This is a genomic window from Aquirufa nivalisilvae, from assembly GCF_003143535.1.
GTDB classification, from domain to species: domain Bacteria; phylum Bacteroidota; class Bacteroidia; order Cytophagales; family Spirosomataceae; genus Aquirufa; species Aquirufa nivalisilvae.
Genome location: NZ_CP029346.1, coordinates 2657239 through 2674133 on the forward strand (window position 1 = coordinate 2657239; position 16895 = coordinate 2674133).

At 37.0% G+C, this 16895-nt stretch carries 12 protein-coding genes; 9 read left to right on the forward strand and 3 right to left on the reverse strand.

The genetic code is table 11. The features are described from left to right. Positions 1–4: 4 nt before the first annotated feature. Positions 5–1486 (reverse strand): type III PLP-dependent enzyme domain-containing protein, encoded by a 1482-nt coding sequence (locus HME7025_RS11295; protein WP_109324080.1) that lies wholly within the window; start codon positions 1484–1486, stop codon positions 5–7. 102 nt (positions 1487–1588) lie between these two features. Between HME7025_RS11295 and HME7025_RS11300 the strand changes: the two genes are divergently transcribed. Continuing rightward, positions 1589–2959, forward strand: a complete 1371-nt coding sequence (locus HME7025_RS11300; RefSeq protein WP_109324082.1) for a UDP-N-acetylmuramate--L-alanine ligase — start codon at positions 1589–1591, stop codon at positions 2957–2959. On the opposite strand, the gene HME7025_RS11305 is transcribed toward HME7025_RS11300, so the two are convergent. Then, the gene (locus tag HME7025_RS11305; protein ID WP_109324083.1) at positions 2945–4219 is read right to left on the reverse strand and encodes a DUF349 domain-containing protein; all 1275 of its coding nucleotides are present in this window, start codon (positions 4217–4219) and stop codon (positions 2945–2947) included. The genes HME7025_RS11300 and HME7025_RS11305 overlap by 15 nt on opposite strands. Positions 4220–4438: 219 nt before the next feature. On the opposite strand from HME7025_RS11305, the gene ettA reads away from it, so the two are divergent. Genes ettA through HME7025_RS11330 form a run of 5 tightly spaced genes read left to right on the forward strand, consistent with a single transcriptional unit; the run spans position 4439 to position 10203 of the window. Beyond that, complete coding sequence (gene ettA, locus HME7025_RS11310; protein WP_109324084.1) at positions 4439–6106, forward strand: energy-dependent translational throttle protein EttA; 1668 nt, start codon at positions 4439–4441, stop codon at positions 6104–6106. Further along, on the forward strand, positions 6106–6477 hold the full coding sequence (locus HME7025_RS11315; protein WP_109324088.1) for a DMT family protein: 372 nt from the start codon (positions 6106–6108) through the stop codon (positions 6475–6477). Before ettA ends, HME7025_RS11315 begins: the two co-directional genes overlap by 1 nt. A 30-nt stretch (positions 6478–6507) precedes the next feature. Continuing rightward, the gene (locus HME7025_RS11320; RefSeq protein WP_109324091.1) at positions 6508–7467 is read left to right on the forward strand and encodes an AAA family ATPase; all 960 of its coding nucleotides are present in this window, start codon (positions 6508–6510) and stop codon (positions 7465–7467) included. A 56-nt stretch (positions 7468–7523) separates the two neighbouring features. Continuing rightward, complete coding sequence (locus tag HME7025_RS11325) at positions 7524–9734, forward strand: glycosyl hydrolase family 28 protein (protein ID WP_226998219.1); 2211 nt, start codon at positions 7524–7526, stop codon at positions 9732–9734. Positions 9735–9744: 10 nt separating this feature from the next. After that, positions 9745–10203, forward strand: a complete 459-nt coding sequence (locus HME7025_RS11330) for a DUF1569 domain-containing protein (protein ID WP_109324093.1) — start codon at positions 9745–9747, stop codon at positions 10201–10203. On the opposite strand, the gene HME7025_RS11335 is transcribed toward HME7025_RS11330, so the two are convergent. Continuing rightward, the gene (locus HME7025_RS11335; RefSeq protein ID WP_109324094.1) at positions 10204–10641 is read right to left on the reverse strand and encodes an Lcl domain-containing protein; all 438 of its coding nucleotides are present in this window, start codon (positions 10639–10641) and stop codon (positions 10204–10206) included. Between the two features lie 446 nt (positions 10642–11087). Between HME7025_RS11335 and HME7025_RS11340 the strand changes: the two genes are divergently transcribed. The 3 genes from HME7025_RS11340 to HME7025_RS11350 all read left to right on the forward strand — a co-directional run bounded on the left by HME7025_RS11340 (position 11088) and on the right by HME7025_RS11350 (position 16861). Then, positions 11088–11849 carry a hypothetical protein gene (locus HME7025_RS11340; RefSeq protein WP_109324095.1) on the forward strand — a complete coding sequence of 254 codons (762 nt, stop codon included), beginning with the start codon at positions 11088–11090 and terminating at the stop codon, positions 11847–11849. Beyond that, positions 11849–15172 carry a tetratricopeptide repeat protein gene (locus tag HME7025_RS11345; protein WP_109324096.1) on the forward strand — a complete coding sequence of 1108 codons (3324 nt, stop codon included), beginning with the start codon at positions 11849–11851 and terminating at the stop codon, positions 15170–15172. Before HME7025_RS11340 ends, HME7025_RS11345 begins: the two co-directional genes overlap by 1 nt. Before the next feature lie 78 nt (positions 15173–15250). Further along, positions 15251–16861 carry a hypothetical protein gene (locus tag HME7025_RS11350; protein WP_154401969.1) on the forward strand — a complete coding sequence of 537 codons (1611 nt, stop codon included), beginning with the start codon at positions 15251–15253 and terminating at the stop codon, positions 16859–16861. The last annotated feature ends 34 nt before the right edge of the window (positions 16862–16895 follow it).

The window sequence follows — 16895 nt, forward strand, 5'->3', positions numbered from 1 at the left end:
AGTTTTAAACAGATGCTAATTTAGTTTTTGATTTAATCTCAAGCTCAATTTTTGCTTTCAAATCCTCCTCCTGTTGAATGGATACGGGTTGATTATACCCTAAAATATTCAACATCGAACTACTATTTTGCTCCTCAGAAAACAAGCGAGTTGTCACAGTTCCATCCTCTAAACGATCAATGATCACGTGTTTAGGGGCAGGAATCAAACAATGTTGAATACCTCCATAACCACCTAATGACTCCTGATAGGCTCCTGTATGAAAGAATCCAACGTACTGTCTTTCAGTTGCTTCCTCAAAAATAGGCAAATATAAGTCAGAACTATGCGCTTCCGTATTATAAAAATCCATGGAATCGCAAGTTAGTCCTCCCAAATTCACCTTTTGATAGGGCGATCCCCAATTATTCACAGGTAACATGATGTACTTTTGGTTCATTCCCCATGAATCAGGTAATTGAGTAATGAATGACCCATCAATCATATACCAAAGTTCCTTATCGTTTTGTAATTTTTGATCAATAATCTCATACAAAACCGCTCCACTCTCCCCTACTGAATAAGAACCAAATTCAGTAAAAATATTTGGAACAGGAACGTTATTTTTATTACATATCCAAGAGATAGATTCTACAATCTCATCCACCATGGCTTGATAATCATAATTAAATTGCAACGAAGTCTGAATAGGCAAGCCTCCTCCCAAATCAATCGAATCCAATTCCGGACAGATTTTTTTGATCTCACAATATTTGTAAATGAATCGACTTAATTCCGACCAATAATAAGCACTATCCTTAATTCCTGTATTGATGAAGAAATGCAACATCTTCAAATTAAAACGAGGATTAGGCTTGATTTTCTCCAAATACAAGGAATTCACATCAGAATATCGAACACCTAAACGAGAGGTATAGAAAGCAAAATCTGGCTCCTCATCCGTAGCAATACGAATGGCTAAGTTCACTTTATCGGCAGTTACTGACTTTTCATAAAAATCAATTTCCTTCAAATTATCCAATATAGGAATACAATTGAAGCCTTCATTGATAAACTCCGATATATATTGCGTATACAATGGTTGCTTATAACCGTTGCACAAAATATAGGTCGACTTAGAAATTTTCCCACGTTCATACATATCCCGAATGATCGGTATATCAAAAGCACTACTAGTTTCTAAATGCACATGCTGCTTAATTACTTCATCCAATACAAAAGAAAAATGGGAGGATTTAGTACAATAACAATAGGTGTAATTTCCTTTGTAATTGTATTTCTTAATGGCATTTCTAAACAATAATTTGGCATTATCGATATGCTCCCCAATCTTGGGTAAATAGGATAATTTTAATGGTGTACCATACTGTTTAATAATCTCCATCAAAGGCACATTATTAAACAATAACTCATTGTTCTCATTGATATTAAATTCCCGGGTAGGAAATTCAATGGTTTGATCAATTAGATCGATGTAATTTTTCATGGATACTTACCAAATTAAAAAACGAGTACTCTCGAATTGTGGAAAAACGTGCAAAACTGCAATAAAAGTATGTACTTTGCAAACTATTCTATACAATGTTACATGCCAAAAATTCATTTTATCGCTATAGGTGGTGCGGCGATGCATAATTTAGCCTTAGCTCTTCAGCTTCAAGGATATCATATTTCAGGTTCTGATGATGAAATCTATGAACCTTCAAAAAGCTTACTAGCTAAACACGGTATTTTACCTGACAGTTTTGGATGGTTTCCAGAAAAAATCACAAGCGATTTAGATTGTGTTATTGTAGGTATGCATGCGCGTGCCGATAACCCTGAATTAATAAAGGCACAAGAATTAGGCATTCGTATAGAATCTTATCCTTCTTTCTTATACGAACATAGTAAAAATAAACAGCGTATTGTTATAGCAGGTAGTCATGGTAAAACCAGTATCACTTCCATGGTGCTTCATGTGCTGAAGACTCTCAACAAAAAATTTGATTACTTGGTTGGCGCTAAAATTGAAGGTTTCGACTTAATGGCATCTTTATCCGATGCACCTATCATTGTTATTGAAGGGGATGAATATTTGGCTTCGCCTATTGACAGAAGAGCCAAGTTTTTATTGTACCAAGCACATATCGCCTTGATTTCAGGAATTGCATGGGACCATATTAATGTATATCCAACTTTTGAATCATATACAGCTTCATTTGAAGAATTAATCAAGTCCATGCCAAAAGCGGGTAGTTTATTTTTCGATCAAACGGATAAAAATCTGAATCAATTAACAGACTCTTGCCCGGATCATACAGAAAAAACGGGTTATGAAGCACATCCTTCTTTCATTAAAAATGGACAAACCATTTTAAAGGGAATAGATGGCAAAGAATATGAGATCCAGATTTTTGGTGAACATAGTTTGAAAAACCTAAACGGGGCGCGTTTGCTATGCGAACAAGTAGGAGTTTCTTCCAGCGATTTTTATCAAGCCATTCAATCATTCAAAGGAGCTGCCAAACGATTAGAATTAGTAGGAAAGTCAGACTCTTGTTTATTCTACAAAGATTTTGCCCATGCTCCTTCGAAAGTTAAAGCAACAACCTTGGCTGTTAAGAGTCAATATCCGCAAAGAACTCTCGTTGCTTGCCTTGAATTACACACCTTTAGTAGTCTAAATCCTGCTTTTTTACCGCATTATGCCAAAACGTTGGATGCAGCCGATTTTGCTGTCATTTATTTAAGCGAACATGCGCGTGAAATTAAACGAATGGACCGTATAGAAGATAACCAGGTTCAGCAATATTTTGAGCATCCGAACATAATCATTCTGAGAAATCCAGCTGATTTGTCGGCTTATCTACTGCAAAAATCGTGGTCCAATAGTAACCTGTTGATGATGTCTTCAGGTACATTTGATGGGCTAGATTTTATAGATATAGCCCATCAAATGGGATTAAGCGTTGAGTAATTGATCTAACTCTGCTTTAAAACCTGTCAATAGAATTTCCTTCATACTAATTTTACGCTTTTGCGTATTGATCTTACTCTGTATGGGTTTTTCTTCCATTTGACGATCCTGTTCAGCCTGCGCTATAAAGCTTTCCAATTCACTACGCTCTTTTTTAGTCATGTAATCCATTTGATTAATCATGATTTTCAATTGCTCAATTCTTGGCTTATCATTTAAAGCTGGGTGACGATATGAAATAACTCGTAACAAGTAATTCATTTCAAAAATCTTATCGCAAATGGTTCTGAAACGTTCCGCCAAACTACGATCCAAAGATTTCATTTGAGCAGTGATTTCTTTCCATTTAACTAAATAGGCCTTCGCTTTATCCGCAATGGCTGGCATGTTAATCTGGTCGGTCAACTTAGACTCCAATTCTTGGGTCATCGCCACTAACTCCTGCATGCGAGGGTCAATGCGCGGTTTAACTTCAATACCTTTAATTCGGTTGTATTTTTCAAAAAACATATCGTTTGCCTTTTTGAAATTCTTCCAAAGCATCGATTGTTTTTTAGGAGGTAAACCTAATACCGTTTTCCACTCCTTTTGTAATTCTTTAACCTTACCTACTGAATCATCAATATCGGGTGCTTTTCTCAATTGATGCACTCCATCAATAAATCCTTGAAGTTTGGCTATTTTCTCATCTATAATTCGATTCTTTTCCTCAAAATACACCCTTCTACGTAAGAAAAATGCCTCTAGAATAGCTTGAAAAGTATCTGTTAATTCATCTTGGAATTGTCGATCTACGGGACCCGTTTTAACCCATTTGGATTTAATTTCGACCAATTGCTCTGTAGCTAATAATACATCATCTCCATGAGCCGCATTTTTAGCATCTTCAATTAAGGCGCGCTTAATTTCTAAATTTTTAACCTGATTTTGTTGAATCAAAGAGCGCAAATACTCTTCAATTTTTTCCAATTCATCAAACAAAGGTTTAAAATCCCCCAGTCCATCAAACTCTGCCAAATAGGCTTTCATTTGAACAACTTTGGTCAAAAAAGAACCTTTATTTTGAACTTCCTTTACTTCATGAGAAAGGTCAGCCACTTTTTTCTTGGCTAATTCAAATCGGTTGACAAAATACTGCAGTGCTTCTTGTTCGGTATTACGAACAAACCCTATTTCACGCTCGGGAAAATTGAGAAATGCTTTGATATAAACTTTGCCATCACGACAAAATCCGTATTCATTGGAGGTGGTTGCTTCCATCTTTTGATCTGAGAGAGCTTCAGGCAAATGCCCTGGCTCAAAAATTAGGTGTGGTTTAAATAATCTTAATTACAAAGCCCTAAATTATTTAAATTTTAATAAATCTCTAAACATTTTGAATTAATAATCTTTTTAAAAATATAGGTAAACCAAAAATAATCAAGAAACTGTTTCCAGCTTTTTCCGATATTTGTAGCTTATTAAAATTCCAAACCCAGCATGAGCAACGAAACTATCATATTTTCGATGGAAAGGGTCTCCAAGACTATCCCTCCTCAGAAAACCATTTTAAAAAATATTTACCTGTCTTTCTTTTATGGAGCCAAAATTGGAGTCTTAGGTCTCAATGGTTCAGGTAAGTCTACCTTGCTTCGCATTATTGCTGGTATCGACAAATCCTATACCGGTGAAGTCGTTTTTTCACCAGGCTATTCCGTAGGTTTATTGGAACAAGAACCCCAATTAGACCCCAATAAAACGGTACTAGATGTAGTAGAAGAAGGGGTAATCGAAATCAAAAACCTACTAAAAGAGTTTGATGAAATCAATGAAGCCTTTGGTGAACCAGATGCTGACTTTGACAAATTGCTTTCTCGCCAAGGTGAAGTGCAAGAGAAATTAGATCATTTCAATGCTTGGGAACTAGATAACCGCTTGGAAAAAGCCATGGATGCCTTGCGTTGTCCTCCATCGGATGCCCTAATTAGTACTTTATCTGGAGGAGAAAAAAGACGTGTGGCCTTATGCCGACTATTACTACAAGAACCGGATGTATTATTACTAGATGAGCCAACCAACCACTTGGATGCTGAATCTGTATGGTGGTTAGAAGAGCATTTACGTCAATACAAAGGAACGGTCATTGCCGTAACCCACGATCGTTATTTCTTGGATAATGTGGCTGGTTGGATTTTGGAACTTGACCGTGGTGAAGGTATCCCTTGGAAAGGTAATTATTCATCTTGGTTAGAACAAAAACAAAACCGTTTGGCGCAAGAGGAAAAAACAGAGTCTCGTCGTCAGAAGACTTTACAACGTGAATTGGAATGGGTGAGAATGGCTCCTAAGGCGCGTCAAGCTAAATCGAAAGCACGTATCGGCGCTTATGAAAAGCTCCTTTCCGAAGAAAACAAACAGAAAGAAGATAAATTAGAAATCTATATCCCAGCGGGTCCACGCTTAGGAAATAAGGTCATTGAAGTACAAGGGGTTTCCAAAACATATGGCGACAAACTTCTATTTGAAAACTTAAGCTTTTCTTTGCCACCAGCAGGAATCGTAGGTATTATCGGGCCCAATGGTGCTGGTAAAACCACTTTATTTAAATTAATAACGGGACAAGTTCAACCCGATTCTGGAAGCTTTGAAGTGGGTGAAACCGTGCAATTAGCTTATGTAGATCAGGAACATCATCAATTAAAAGCTGAAAAATCCGTATTTGAGACCATTTCTGATGGGAATGATTGGGTCATGTTAGGTGGTAAACAAAGTAATGCCCGTGCCTATGTGAGCAAATTTAATTTCAACGGAGCTGATCAGGAGAAAAAAATTGGGAACCTATCTGGAGGAGAACGTAACCGTGTCCATCTATCCATGATGTTAAAAGAAGGTGCTAACGTATTACTTCTGGATGAGCCTACCAACGATTTGGATGTAAATACACTTCGTGCTCTAGAAGAAGGATTAGAGAATTTCGCAGGATGTGCTGTCGTTATTTCCCACGATAGATGGTTCCTTGATCGTATTGCAACGCATATTTTAGCTTTTGAAGGTGACTCGCAGGTAACTTGGTTTGAAGGTAATTATTCAGAATATGAAGAAGCTAGAAAAAAACGCTTGGGTAATGACATCATTCCTAAACGTATCCGTTACAAGAAATTAAGCTAATGAAAAGCATCATCACCATTGCTTTGCTTGTATTATCCAATGTCTTTATGACCTTGGCTTGGTATGGGCATTTACAATGGAAAGAAAGTTCCTGGCTGAAACATGCTGGCATTTGGACCATCATACTTTTCAGCTGGGGACTCGCTTTTTTTGAATATGTCATGCAAGTGCCCGCCAACCGGCTCGGATTTAAAGAAAATGGAGGGCCATTCTCCTTTTTTGAATTAAAAACCATTCAAGAAGCCATTTCCCTGATAGTCTTCACCCTTTTTCTTATTTTCGTGGTGAAGTCCGAAAAACTAGCTTGGAATCATTTCTTAGGATTTGGCCTAATACTTCTGGCAGTTTATGTTATTTTTAAAAAATGGTAAGCTCCGAAGGGATAATAAAATATTGATACGATGGATTCTAGAGAAAAAATAAATGCCCTTTTAAATGAAATGAGTCAGGTAGTAGTGGGCCAAGAAAGGTTGATTAATCGACTTTTAGTAGGCTTATTTACTGGCGGACACGTACTATTAGAAGGCGTACCTGGACTAGCAAAAACATTGACAATCAATACATTAGCCAAAATCCTTGATCTCAATTTTCACCGTATACAGTTTACTCCGGATTTATTACCTGCCGACTTGGTAGGAACCATGATTTACAATCCCTTAAAAAATGAGTTTGAAGTAAAAAAAGGACCCATTTTTGCTCAAATCATCTTAGCTGATGAGATAAACCGTGCACCTGCTAAAGTACAATCTGCTTTATTGGAGGCCATGGCAGAAAAGCAAGTAACCATTGGAGATACAACCTATCCATTAGACAAGCCCTTTTTGGTATTGGCTACTCAAAACCCTGTGGAACAAGAAGGTACTTTCCCTCTACCTGAAGCACAAGTAGATCGCTTTATGCTAAAAGTATTCCTGAATTATCTTGATAAAGAACAAGAATTGGAGGTGATGAGAAAAATGTCGAATATGGATTTCCAATATGAGGTAAAGACCATTATGAATTTGGAAGATATTCAGAAAATCAGAAAGGAGATCAACCAAATTACCATTAGTGAAACCTTAGAAAAATACATTATTGAACTCATTTTTGCTACTCGAAATCCAGCCGAGTACGGATTAGTTCAAGAAGCCAATTACATCCAATTTGGAGCTTCTCCACGTGCCAGTATACACCTCAATTTAGCTGCTAAAGTTATGGCCTACTTAGAAGGCCGTGATTACGTTTTGCCAGAGGACATAAAAGAAATGGCTCCAGACGTCTTAAATCACCGCATCATCCTTAATTATGTGGCAGAAGCAGATGGTATTAGTACTCTTCAGATCATCCAATCTATTTTAAGTAGTGTTGCGATTAATCGCTAAGTAAACGGGTAAATTTCTTTGTCGGCATTCTTTTAAAGACAATGAAACCCCTGTTTATGAAATCTCGCATACTATTCCTTTTTTTAAGTCTTGCACTTTTTAGTTTCCAAGCCTCAGAGCCTTTGCGGGTTTTTCTCATTGGGGATTCCACAATGGCTGACAAGGTCTCAGCCGACTATCCCGAAACAGGCTGGGGAATGCCATTTGCACATTTGTTCAATGAGGCCGTTGAGGTTCAAAATCATGCTTACAATGGAAGAAGCACTAAAAGCTTCCGTCGCGAAGGAAGATGGGCTAAAGTATTTCAACAAATTAAAAAAGGAGATTATGTATTCATCCAATTTGGCCATAATGATGCCAAAATTTCTGATACAAGTCGATACGCTCCAGCACAAACCGATTACCGTGAAAACTTAAGTCGCTACATAAAAGAAACCCGTTCAAAAGGCGGGATTCCCGTATTATTAACCTCAATTCAAAGAAGAAAATTTGATTCAACAGGTATATTTGTGGACCAACATGGCGAATATCCGCAAGTAGTGAGAGAAGTAGCTAAGCAGGAAAAAGTTTTATTGATCGACTTAGAAAAAATCAGTCGGGCACAGATTGAAAAACTGGGTCCTGAACTTTCCAAAAAAATATACTTACACTACCCCGCTGGAATATTTAAAAAGTTCATGAAAGGGGTTGCAGATGACACCCACTTTTCTGTTTACGGCGCATCTTGGATGGCGCAGGCTGTAGTCTCTGCCATTTTCGACTCCAACGAAGCGCTGAGAAGCTTCCTTAAAAAATCTACTTTCAGTCAAAAGTACCAATATGAATTACCTTTGGTAGCAGGAACTGCATTTAAAAAAGACACCTTTTCGATCGTTTCCTATGGGGCCACATCTTCCCCTACCTTCTTAAATACAAGTGCAATCCAACAGGCCATTGATCTCTGTTCTGCCCAAGGTGGAGGTGTGGTCAACATTCCTGCTGGATTTTGGCTTAGTGGACCTATAAGTTTAAAATCGAATGTCAATTTACACCTAGAAGCAGGGGCATTATTGCAATTTAGTCATCACAGTAAAGACTATCCATTAGTTAGCACATTTTGGGAGGGTGTAGAAGCCATCCGAGCGCAATCCCCCATTTCTGCCAATAAGGCCATTAATATAGCCATCACTGGAACAGGTATCATTGATGGAGCTGGTGAAGCTTGGCGACCAGTCAAAAAAGGTAAATTAACATCTGGGGAATGGTCCACTTTAGTGAAATCTGGTGGTATATTAAATGAATCAAAGGATACTTGGTACCCAACGGCTAGTGCATTAAAAGCTGCTAATTTAGACCGCCCAGGAGTAGTCGCCGCTGGTTGGAATATGAATAATGCCCAAGAAATCAAGGAGTTTTTAAGGCCAAATATGATCAGCTTGATTGAATGCGAGCAGATTTTATTGGAGGGTGTAACTTTCCAAAATTCCCCCGCATGGAACATTCACCCATTACTATGCAAACACCTGATAGTGAATCAAATAAAAGTAAAAAATCCATGGTTTGCACAAAATGGCGATGGTATAGACATTGAATCTTGCGAATATGTCTTGGTTAAAAATAGCAGTTTTGATGTAGGAGATGATGGGATTTGTCTCAAATCCGGAAAGGATGAAGAAGGCCGAAAAAGAGCTAGACCAAGTGCTCATATCTGGATTGATCAGTGCCAAGTCTTTCATGGTCATGGCGGTGTAGTAGTTGGAAGTGAAATGTCGGGGGGAGTACATGATTTATTTGTTTCCAATTGCCAGTTTTTAGGTACAGATGTAGGCCTTCGATTTAAAACAGCTAGAGGCCGGGGTGGTATCGTAGAAAATGTATTCATTAGCGATATTCTCATGAAAAATATAGCCGGAGAAGCTATTCTTTTTGACATGTATTACCAAGGTAAAGATCCATTGAGCACCTTTGGTAATGGAGAAGAAAAACCCGTAATCGCAGCCATGCCAATCAATGAGGGTACACCTCAATTTAGATCAATTTGGGTGGAGAAGGTTAGGGTCAAAGGTGCAGCCACAGGTTTACTCATTCGGGGTTTACCTGAAATGCCCATTAAGAAAATCAAATTGCTGGATATTCAGATTGAGTGTGAACAAGCCTATCGAGCAATTGAAGCAGAGGACATTGATTTAGAACAAGTTATATTCACTAAAACCAAGAAGATAAAAAGTGAACTTTATCATGTGAAGCATTGGAAATTTACGGGTAAAGAGCTAACATTAGGACCATAAAACCCTAATTATGCCATTTCCATCCATTTTTGAATCTGAAACAAGTCAACAATTATATACCCGAATCGATGCCTTACATCCTGATTCATCTGCCCTTTGGGGAAAAATGAACGTAGCTCAAATGCTTGCACATCTTTGTGTTCCATATGAGCAAATCAAGGGAGAAAATACGCAACCAGTACCTTGGCATTTGAAACTGATTTTGAAATTGTTTGTTAAGAAGTCTTTGACCAATGATGTTCCTTATCAAAAGAACTTACCCACAGCACCATCTTTTCTCAAAGTCAATCCGCATGATTTTGAAAAAGAGAAAACCCGCTTAAAAAACTACATTCAGGATATCGAAAAAATGGGTGCAGAAAATCTTTGTCAGCGTCCTTCCCTTAGTTTAGGAATTCTAAATGAAACAGAATGGAATAATATGCTGTACAAACACCTCGATCACCATTTAAAACAGTTTGGGGTTTAATTAAAAGGACCTAACCGCTAAAACACGCATATTCAGACGCTTGAAATAGTTTGTTTGCATACCCGTATTGAGATTATGCGTCACGGCATGTTCTTGATCTATTTCTGTGGAGGTCCAATACCAGGCTGATTTGAATACATTATTGGACTTCATTTTTTTGAGATTAAGCTTTTGATGTATTAATTCAAACTCCTCTTGCGTGGGTAATCTCCAATCATCGAATCCATTTAAACTAAGATTTTCACATGCTATCAGTGCATTCGGGTAGTCAAACTGCCCAATATCTTTGGTGGTTGCAATCAGACCATGATTATCTTTTTCAAAAATCACATATCCTCCCAATTTTTCTTGAGGAGCCTTAACATTGGCCCTTTGAGCCAAAGAAAAAAAGGCCCCACTAAAAACGAACAATAAGATGGTAAAAAATTTCACTAGCATAAATTGATTATTCCATTTCAAAGTTCTGAAATAATTCCTACAATCATTTCATCTGTATTCGAATTTGGATGTAATTATTGAATATAATTCTCCGACAAAATAATCTTGACTAAGCTAAATTTAGGCCCATTGGTCTATTCATCTTGCAATTAAGGCCAAAAAGCTGTATTTTGAAGTAATTTTACTTTGAACTTAACAAAAACCAAAATAACCATTGCTAAGATTTATCCTACTCTCTGAAATTTAGGTTAGGAATTGATGGTAATTAGATGAATTTTCTAAATACCTTGTTATCTATGGCCATGTCATCAAGCCTAGAAAATTGAAGTTTTCACCAGGATATGTTAGAAGTGAAAATTTCAAAGAAAATATGTGATAGATGCCGTCGTTTTGTTAGATAAAGCGCAATAACAAGCTCCTAGCATTATTTGTTAGCCAGATTAATTATGTCAGCAAATTTAGAAGAACTTACTACTTTAGATGAAATCGTATTTCAACATAGAAATCAAGCATATGGCGCATTTCAATTAAGAAACAGTTATCCTTCTACACTAAATAAATCGGCTCTAAAAGGGTCAGCTATATTCACTATCGCCATTGTTTTGATGTTTTGTGTGCACCTTTGGTTAGATGCCCGCTCCGTAAAAACAGATGCGAGTAAAGAAGTAACAGCCGAAGTCATGCGTTTGGCCCCTCCTCCCCCTGTGAAAAAACAAGATGAATTAGCACCTCCCCCTCCTAAAGAGATTCCCAAAGTTACCACGACCAAGTTTTTACCCCCAGAAATCAGGCCAGATGATGATCCTGAACCTGTAGTGAGGCCGCCTGAACAGGACAAAATCAAGGGAAATCCAGGTAGAGTAGATGCCATTGGTGATGTTAACGAAGGACAAGCTGACGGCCCAGAAATAGAAGCTGAGCCACCTGTCATTGCTTTTCCATTAAACAACGGTATATGGGAATGGCCAAGTGGCAAAAGCCTTCAAAGTCTAATTCCAAGTGGTTCAACGGCATGCTCCATTGACTTTAGAGTAAAAATTAAAGCTGATGGAACAGTAAAAGAAATTCAAGCCAACAGCGATTGTGAAAGTAATGTGGAGGGAATACTAACTAATTATTTTAAAAACCATCGTTTTGTTCTGCAAAACACCAAAAAAGTGGGTTCTGGAATAGCAGTCACTTCAAAAAAAGATTACATTTTGAATTAATGCGCAATACTCAATTGAAAATTGACATGATGACGGCAAATAAAACAGCCTTTTTTTACACACCTATTTACCTATTTTTCTTCATCATTGGAGTGGGATTCTTGATGCCCCATCAAGTTATTTCACAAGACTCAAACATCAACAAAAGTCCAGCCGAACAATTTAGAGTAGCTAAAGATTATTACAATGCAGCCAACTATGCGGCGGCTAGAATGGAGTTTTCCCTTTTCTTAGAAAAAAATGCAAAAGACTTTGATCGTAATTCCAATGAAATAGTTGACGCTGAGTTTTTTATCGTTTTATGTGACTTTTACATCAATACTACCCGAGCCAAAGTAGCAGTAGAACGATTCATCGCCAATCATCCATCTAGTTTAAAAACATCTATCCTTGTTAAAGAAATTGGAAGCTTTCTCTATAAAGCGGGTGAGTACCAAGATGCTATTCAATACATCGAACAGCGAGTTTCCATTTTAGACCCCGAAATTCGTTTTCAGTTAGCCATTTGCTACTTACAAGTTGGCCTAAATACCAAAGCTCTTAGCTTGTTTGAGTTATTAAGCAACGACGATAATGAATCAGTGGCCTATGCGGCCTCATACTATTCAGGACTATTAAAACTGAACTTAAAGCAATATTCTGCTGCCATTTTTGATCTAAAAAAAGCAGATGAAGCACCATTTCAATTAGCCCAAGTGCCTCTTTCAGATTCTGTCTGGGTAAGAATCAAACGACAAATACCCACCATGATTACTCAGGCTTATTACCAAATGGGGCCTGATAAGTATGCTGATTTAATTGCCTATGCTGAGCCTATTATCCTGAATGACAAGCGAGCAGTGGAGAAATCTGATATAGCACGGCTTTTGGGAGATATCTACTTTAACCAAGGGAAATTCAGTAAATCGGCTGAAATTTATGCCCAATACTTATTGATCAATGAAAGCAAAAGGGCTGTTTTCCAAAGTAATACGGAAGGCATTCCGCTTAAACAAGCATTCTCCTTGTTTAAATCTGGACAATATCAGGAAAGTGAAATCTTGCTTAGCAAGCTAATAAATAAAGAAACCCTAAGTGATTCATTAAGTCAATTAGTCCATTACCAAATTGGGATGTCTCAATTTCATCTCAAAAATTATGACGCGGCAGGTACTTCTCTAGAAAAAGCCATCCTGATTAATTGGGATAAATCTTTGTCAGAAGATGCCTATTTCAACCAACTTGTTGCATTAGAAAACCGAGGTTCATTTGATGTATTATTGTCTAAAACAAAAGACTTCTTGCGTCAATATCCACGTAGTAAACACCTTACTCAACTGAACAACATCATTGTTCACGCCATCAGTGAAAGTAGCATTCAATCCACGGGCATTCACCAAGTCAAAGAGTTTTTCACATATAATAATCTAGCTACAGAAGAATTCAAAAAAGCCTATCAAGAAAGAGCCTATGCCCTAGCCATAGAACTTTTAGATCAGCCCGATAATCTGGTTCATGTAGACCAAATAATGGGTTTAATTGAAGAAATAAAAGCATACCCTATCAATCCCCAATTAGTCTTTTTAGCCAAGGTGTTACAAGGAGAAACTTATGGCTTTTTAGCCAAGGCATACCAACAAAAGAAAAAAGGTGCCTTAAATAAAGAGGAAGAAAAAGTTCATCAGTATTATTTGAATCAAATCATTCAAATCTATACTTCAATTCATCAAATCTCCATTCCGAGAAATCCAGGAAGAGAATTAGCAATTGATAGTTCGGCTTTAAAATTTCAAATAAAATCAGCCCTTTTAAATACGTTGATTGACCTAAACCAACAAAGACCTGTTCAGTTGGCTTTGTCCACTTATTTATTTCACTCGCCACTGGCTGATGCGGCTACACGCAAAAAGGTCATTGAAGTTTGGAAATACAATTCTACCAAGGAAGCCACTGAATACCAAGAAAACAATATTCTAGCTCAAACCATCGGTCTATTAGACATGGCCTATAACAAAGGTGGTGCCCAAGAAAAAGAAAATTATTTGTGGGATAAAATTAAGATCCTAGAGAAGCTCCGTCGCTATGATGATGTCAGCGATTTATATGGAAAATTCTTGAAAGAATTCCCCAATTCTCCGAACAGAGAAATTGCTACGTTGAACCAATGGATTAGTTTATATCAAAAAGGTGGGCGAGAAAATTTAGTTCAAGCCATTCAAGGTTTCTCCGATATTTTGAAAAAGAATCCTAAAACAGCTGTTAATTATAAAAGAGCATTGGATTTTAGATCTCAGACTTATGAGAAACTTTCCATTCTTTCCCAAGGTGACGATCAAATGTCCTTTGGAAGGTTAGCCATCCAAGACAAAGAAGAACAACTAGGTAGTAGCCAAGGTGATACGATTCGAGTAAGTGTGGTCAATAAACTTAAAAACCTATACAAGAGGTTGAATTTAGAGGTAGAATGGGTGAAAAAACATTACCAAGAATATGGTAGCGAAGAGAAGTTTTGGGAAGATTGTATGGAACTATATCAAAGTAAGCGTTGGGATGTAGCCCGTATTACCTTATTAGAATTCCAGAAAATTTATCCCAATTCAAGCAATAATAATGTACTATTAAAAAATTTAGCTACAAGTTCGGATAGCTTACATGATTACCCCAAGGCGATTGAATTTTATCAGCAAATTGTTAACAAAAAAGATAAATTCAAATCTGCCGAAGTCATCAGTGCAGCCAAAAGAACGGCAGAATTAGCGCTCGAAAATAACCAAATGAATGTAGCCATCAGCTCCTATCAATTCATCAAATCATATACCAAAGTCAGCCGTTATCAAAAATTGGCCAATGAGAATTTAGTCAATATCTATCTTCAATCGAAGCAATTGGATTCATTGTATAACTTAACCTCAACTTGGGATGACCTATATGAAGTGGATGAGAAAAATGAATTCTATCAAAAATATCTCCAGATTTCTGAAGAAGCCCAACAAACTGAGTTAGTAAAAAAATGGTTGCAAAAAATCAGTATCAATAACCACTTGAGTCCTGTGGTTCAACAAATTGTTATCGGAGCTGAGGCTGAATTAAAATACGCCCAACTCTTATTTCAAGAAAAGAAACACATAGAATTAGACGAGTTATTAGATAAAACCTTGATTCGCAAAATTGTTCCCACGAACATTCGAACTAAAAAAACCTATTTCAGAGGATTGTTATTGTATGCTGACAATTTAATGGCCCTTGATCAAAAAGATAAAGCCATGGGATATTATACTGCATTAGCTCAAAATATGACCAAAGAGAATGATGTGAGAAATTTAGCCAAAAGTCGATTAAAATAGAGAGAACACTGCATGAGAAATTCATACTTACTATATCTTCTTCTTTCCTTTGGCTTTATTTTTAAAGCCGAATTGGCTATGTCATTTGTCCCCCAGACTGCAGACACCATTCGCATAAATCGGGAAGTTAATTTAGGCGAATTAAAACTTTCACAAGAGAAGATCAAATTACCCACATTTCAAGATAAAAAAAGTAACCAAAAGCCTATTGAAGTTCCGTTGAATTGGAGTAGCCAAGAGGAGCACCCCTTGAAATGGTCAAAAATCAATCCAAGAGATGGTGAGGTTTTTGGTCTAGATTCATTGAACAATAACATCATTCGAGTTGGTGCTGGAAGCTTTGGCTATACTTACTTGAATTTAAACTTGAATAAAGCTGATCAACGTTTAGGTTTTTATTTATCCCATGATGCTTATGCGGAGGGTCCTGTAGCAGATATTTTCTCTCAGAAAAAACTGAATAATATCAAAGTTTGGAGCCGCTCCAGAGCTGATAGTAAATTAGAATTAGAAACACATGTAGCTTATTCTCAATTGGGTACAAACTACTACGGGTTTGAACCAGGACAAAAAATTCCCAGCTTCCGAGATCAACGTTTAGTGTATGATACCTACAATTTTTTTGGAAAATTTGGTACCAATATACCTCGATCAACTTTTGATTTTAACGCCAGTATTGATGTTTCTAGAATCAGTAATTTAAGTGGCATCAGTGAATTAACAAGTAATGGCTCTTTCTATTCTAAGATTAAATTGAAGTCTAACTCTTTCATCAATTTAAGTGGTGAAATGATCCTTTCGGAATATAAAACGCCTGCGATGACCTTGACTAGGAGCTTTTCTAGACTTAGGCCTTTTTATACATTCTCCAACTATTTTGTGACAGTATCGGCAGGTGCCCATTTCTTACAAGAAACAAGCGATGGTCCAGAACCTGCAAAAACCAGCTTTTTCCCTCAATTTTTGATCGACTTTTCAAGCCTAGACTATATTCATTTCTTTGCAGGATTAGGCGGAGATGTTCAGTTCAACACTTATGCGAATTTTGTAAAACAAAACCCTTGGGTTGCACCTAACATCTTGTTGAAAAACTCCTCTCAAGTTGGGAATCTATATGCTGGAATTAAAGGAACCAACCGAACGGATAAAGATAAAGCTGGCGACATTGATTTCGAACTCAAAATAGCCTATTCAGAATATACCGATTTACCCATAATCACCAATTCAACCATTGATCCAACTCAATTTGTCCTTAGTTATGTAGGGGGATTAAAAAAGGTTCAGGTGACTACATTTTCAGGAAATTTTGACTTACAAGTCAGTAGATCCATTAAAAGTGCCGTTCGATTTAATTATGACAGCTATGAATCTTTGGGAGATTTAGAAAAAGCGTTCCATAGGCCTGCTTGGAAAGTGAATTGGAACGGTACCATTCTATTGGGCAATAAACTCTCTGTCATTCCTACCATTGAATACATCAATGGTTTATATGCTTGGAGTCCCACCGAATTAAAGGTGAAAGCCATGGACGAGATTTTTGATTTAAATTGCCATATCAATTTTAACTTTAATGAAAAAGTTGCTTTGGGGGTAAATTTGAATAATTTATTAAATAGAAATTTCCAACGTTACCTGAATTACCCTAGCCTAGGTTATAATTTCGGAGGAGTACTTACTTATTCTTTCTAAACTAAACTCATTCCAGCTTTTTAAATTAATTTTG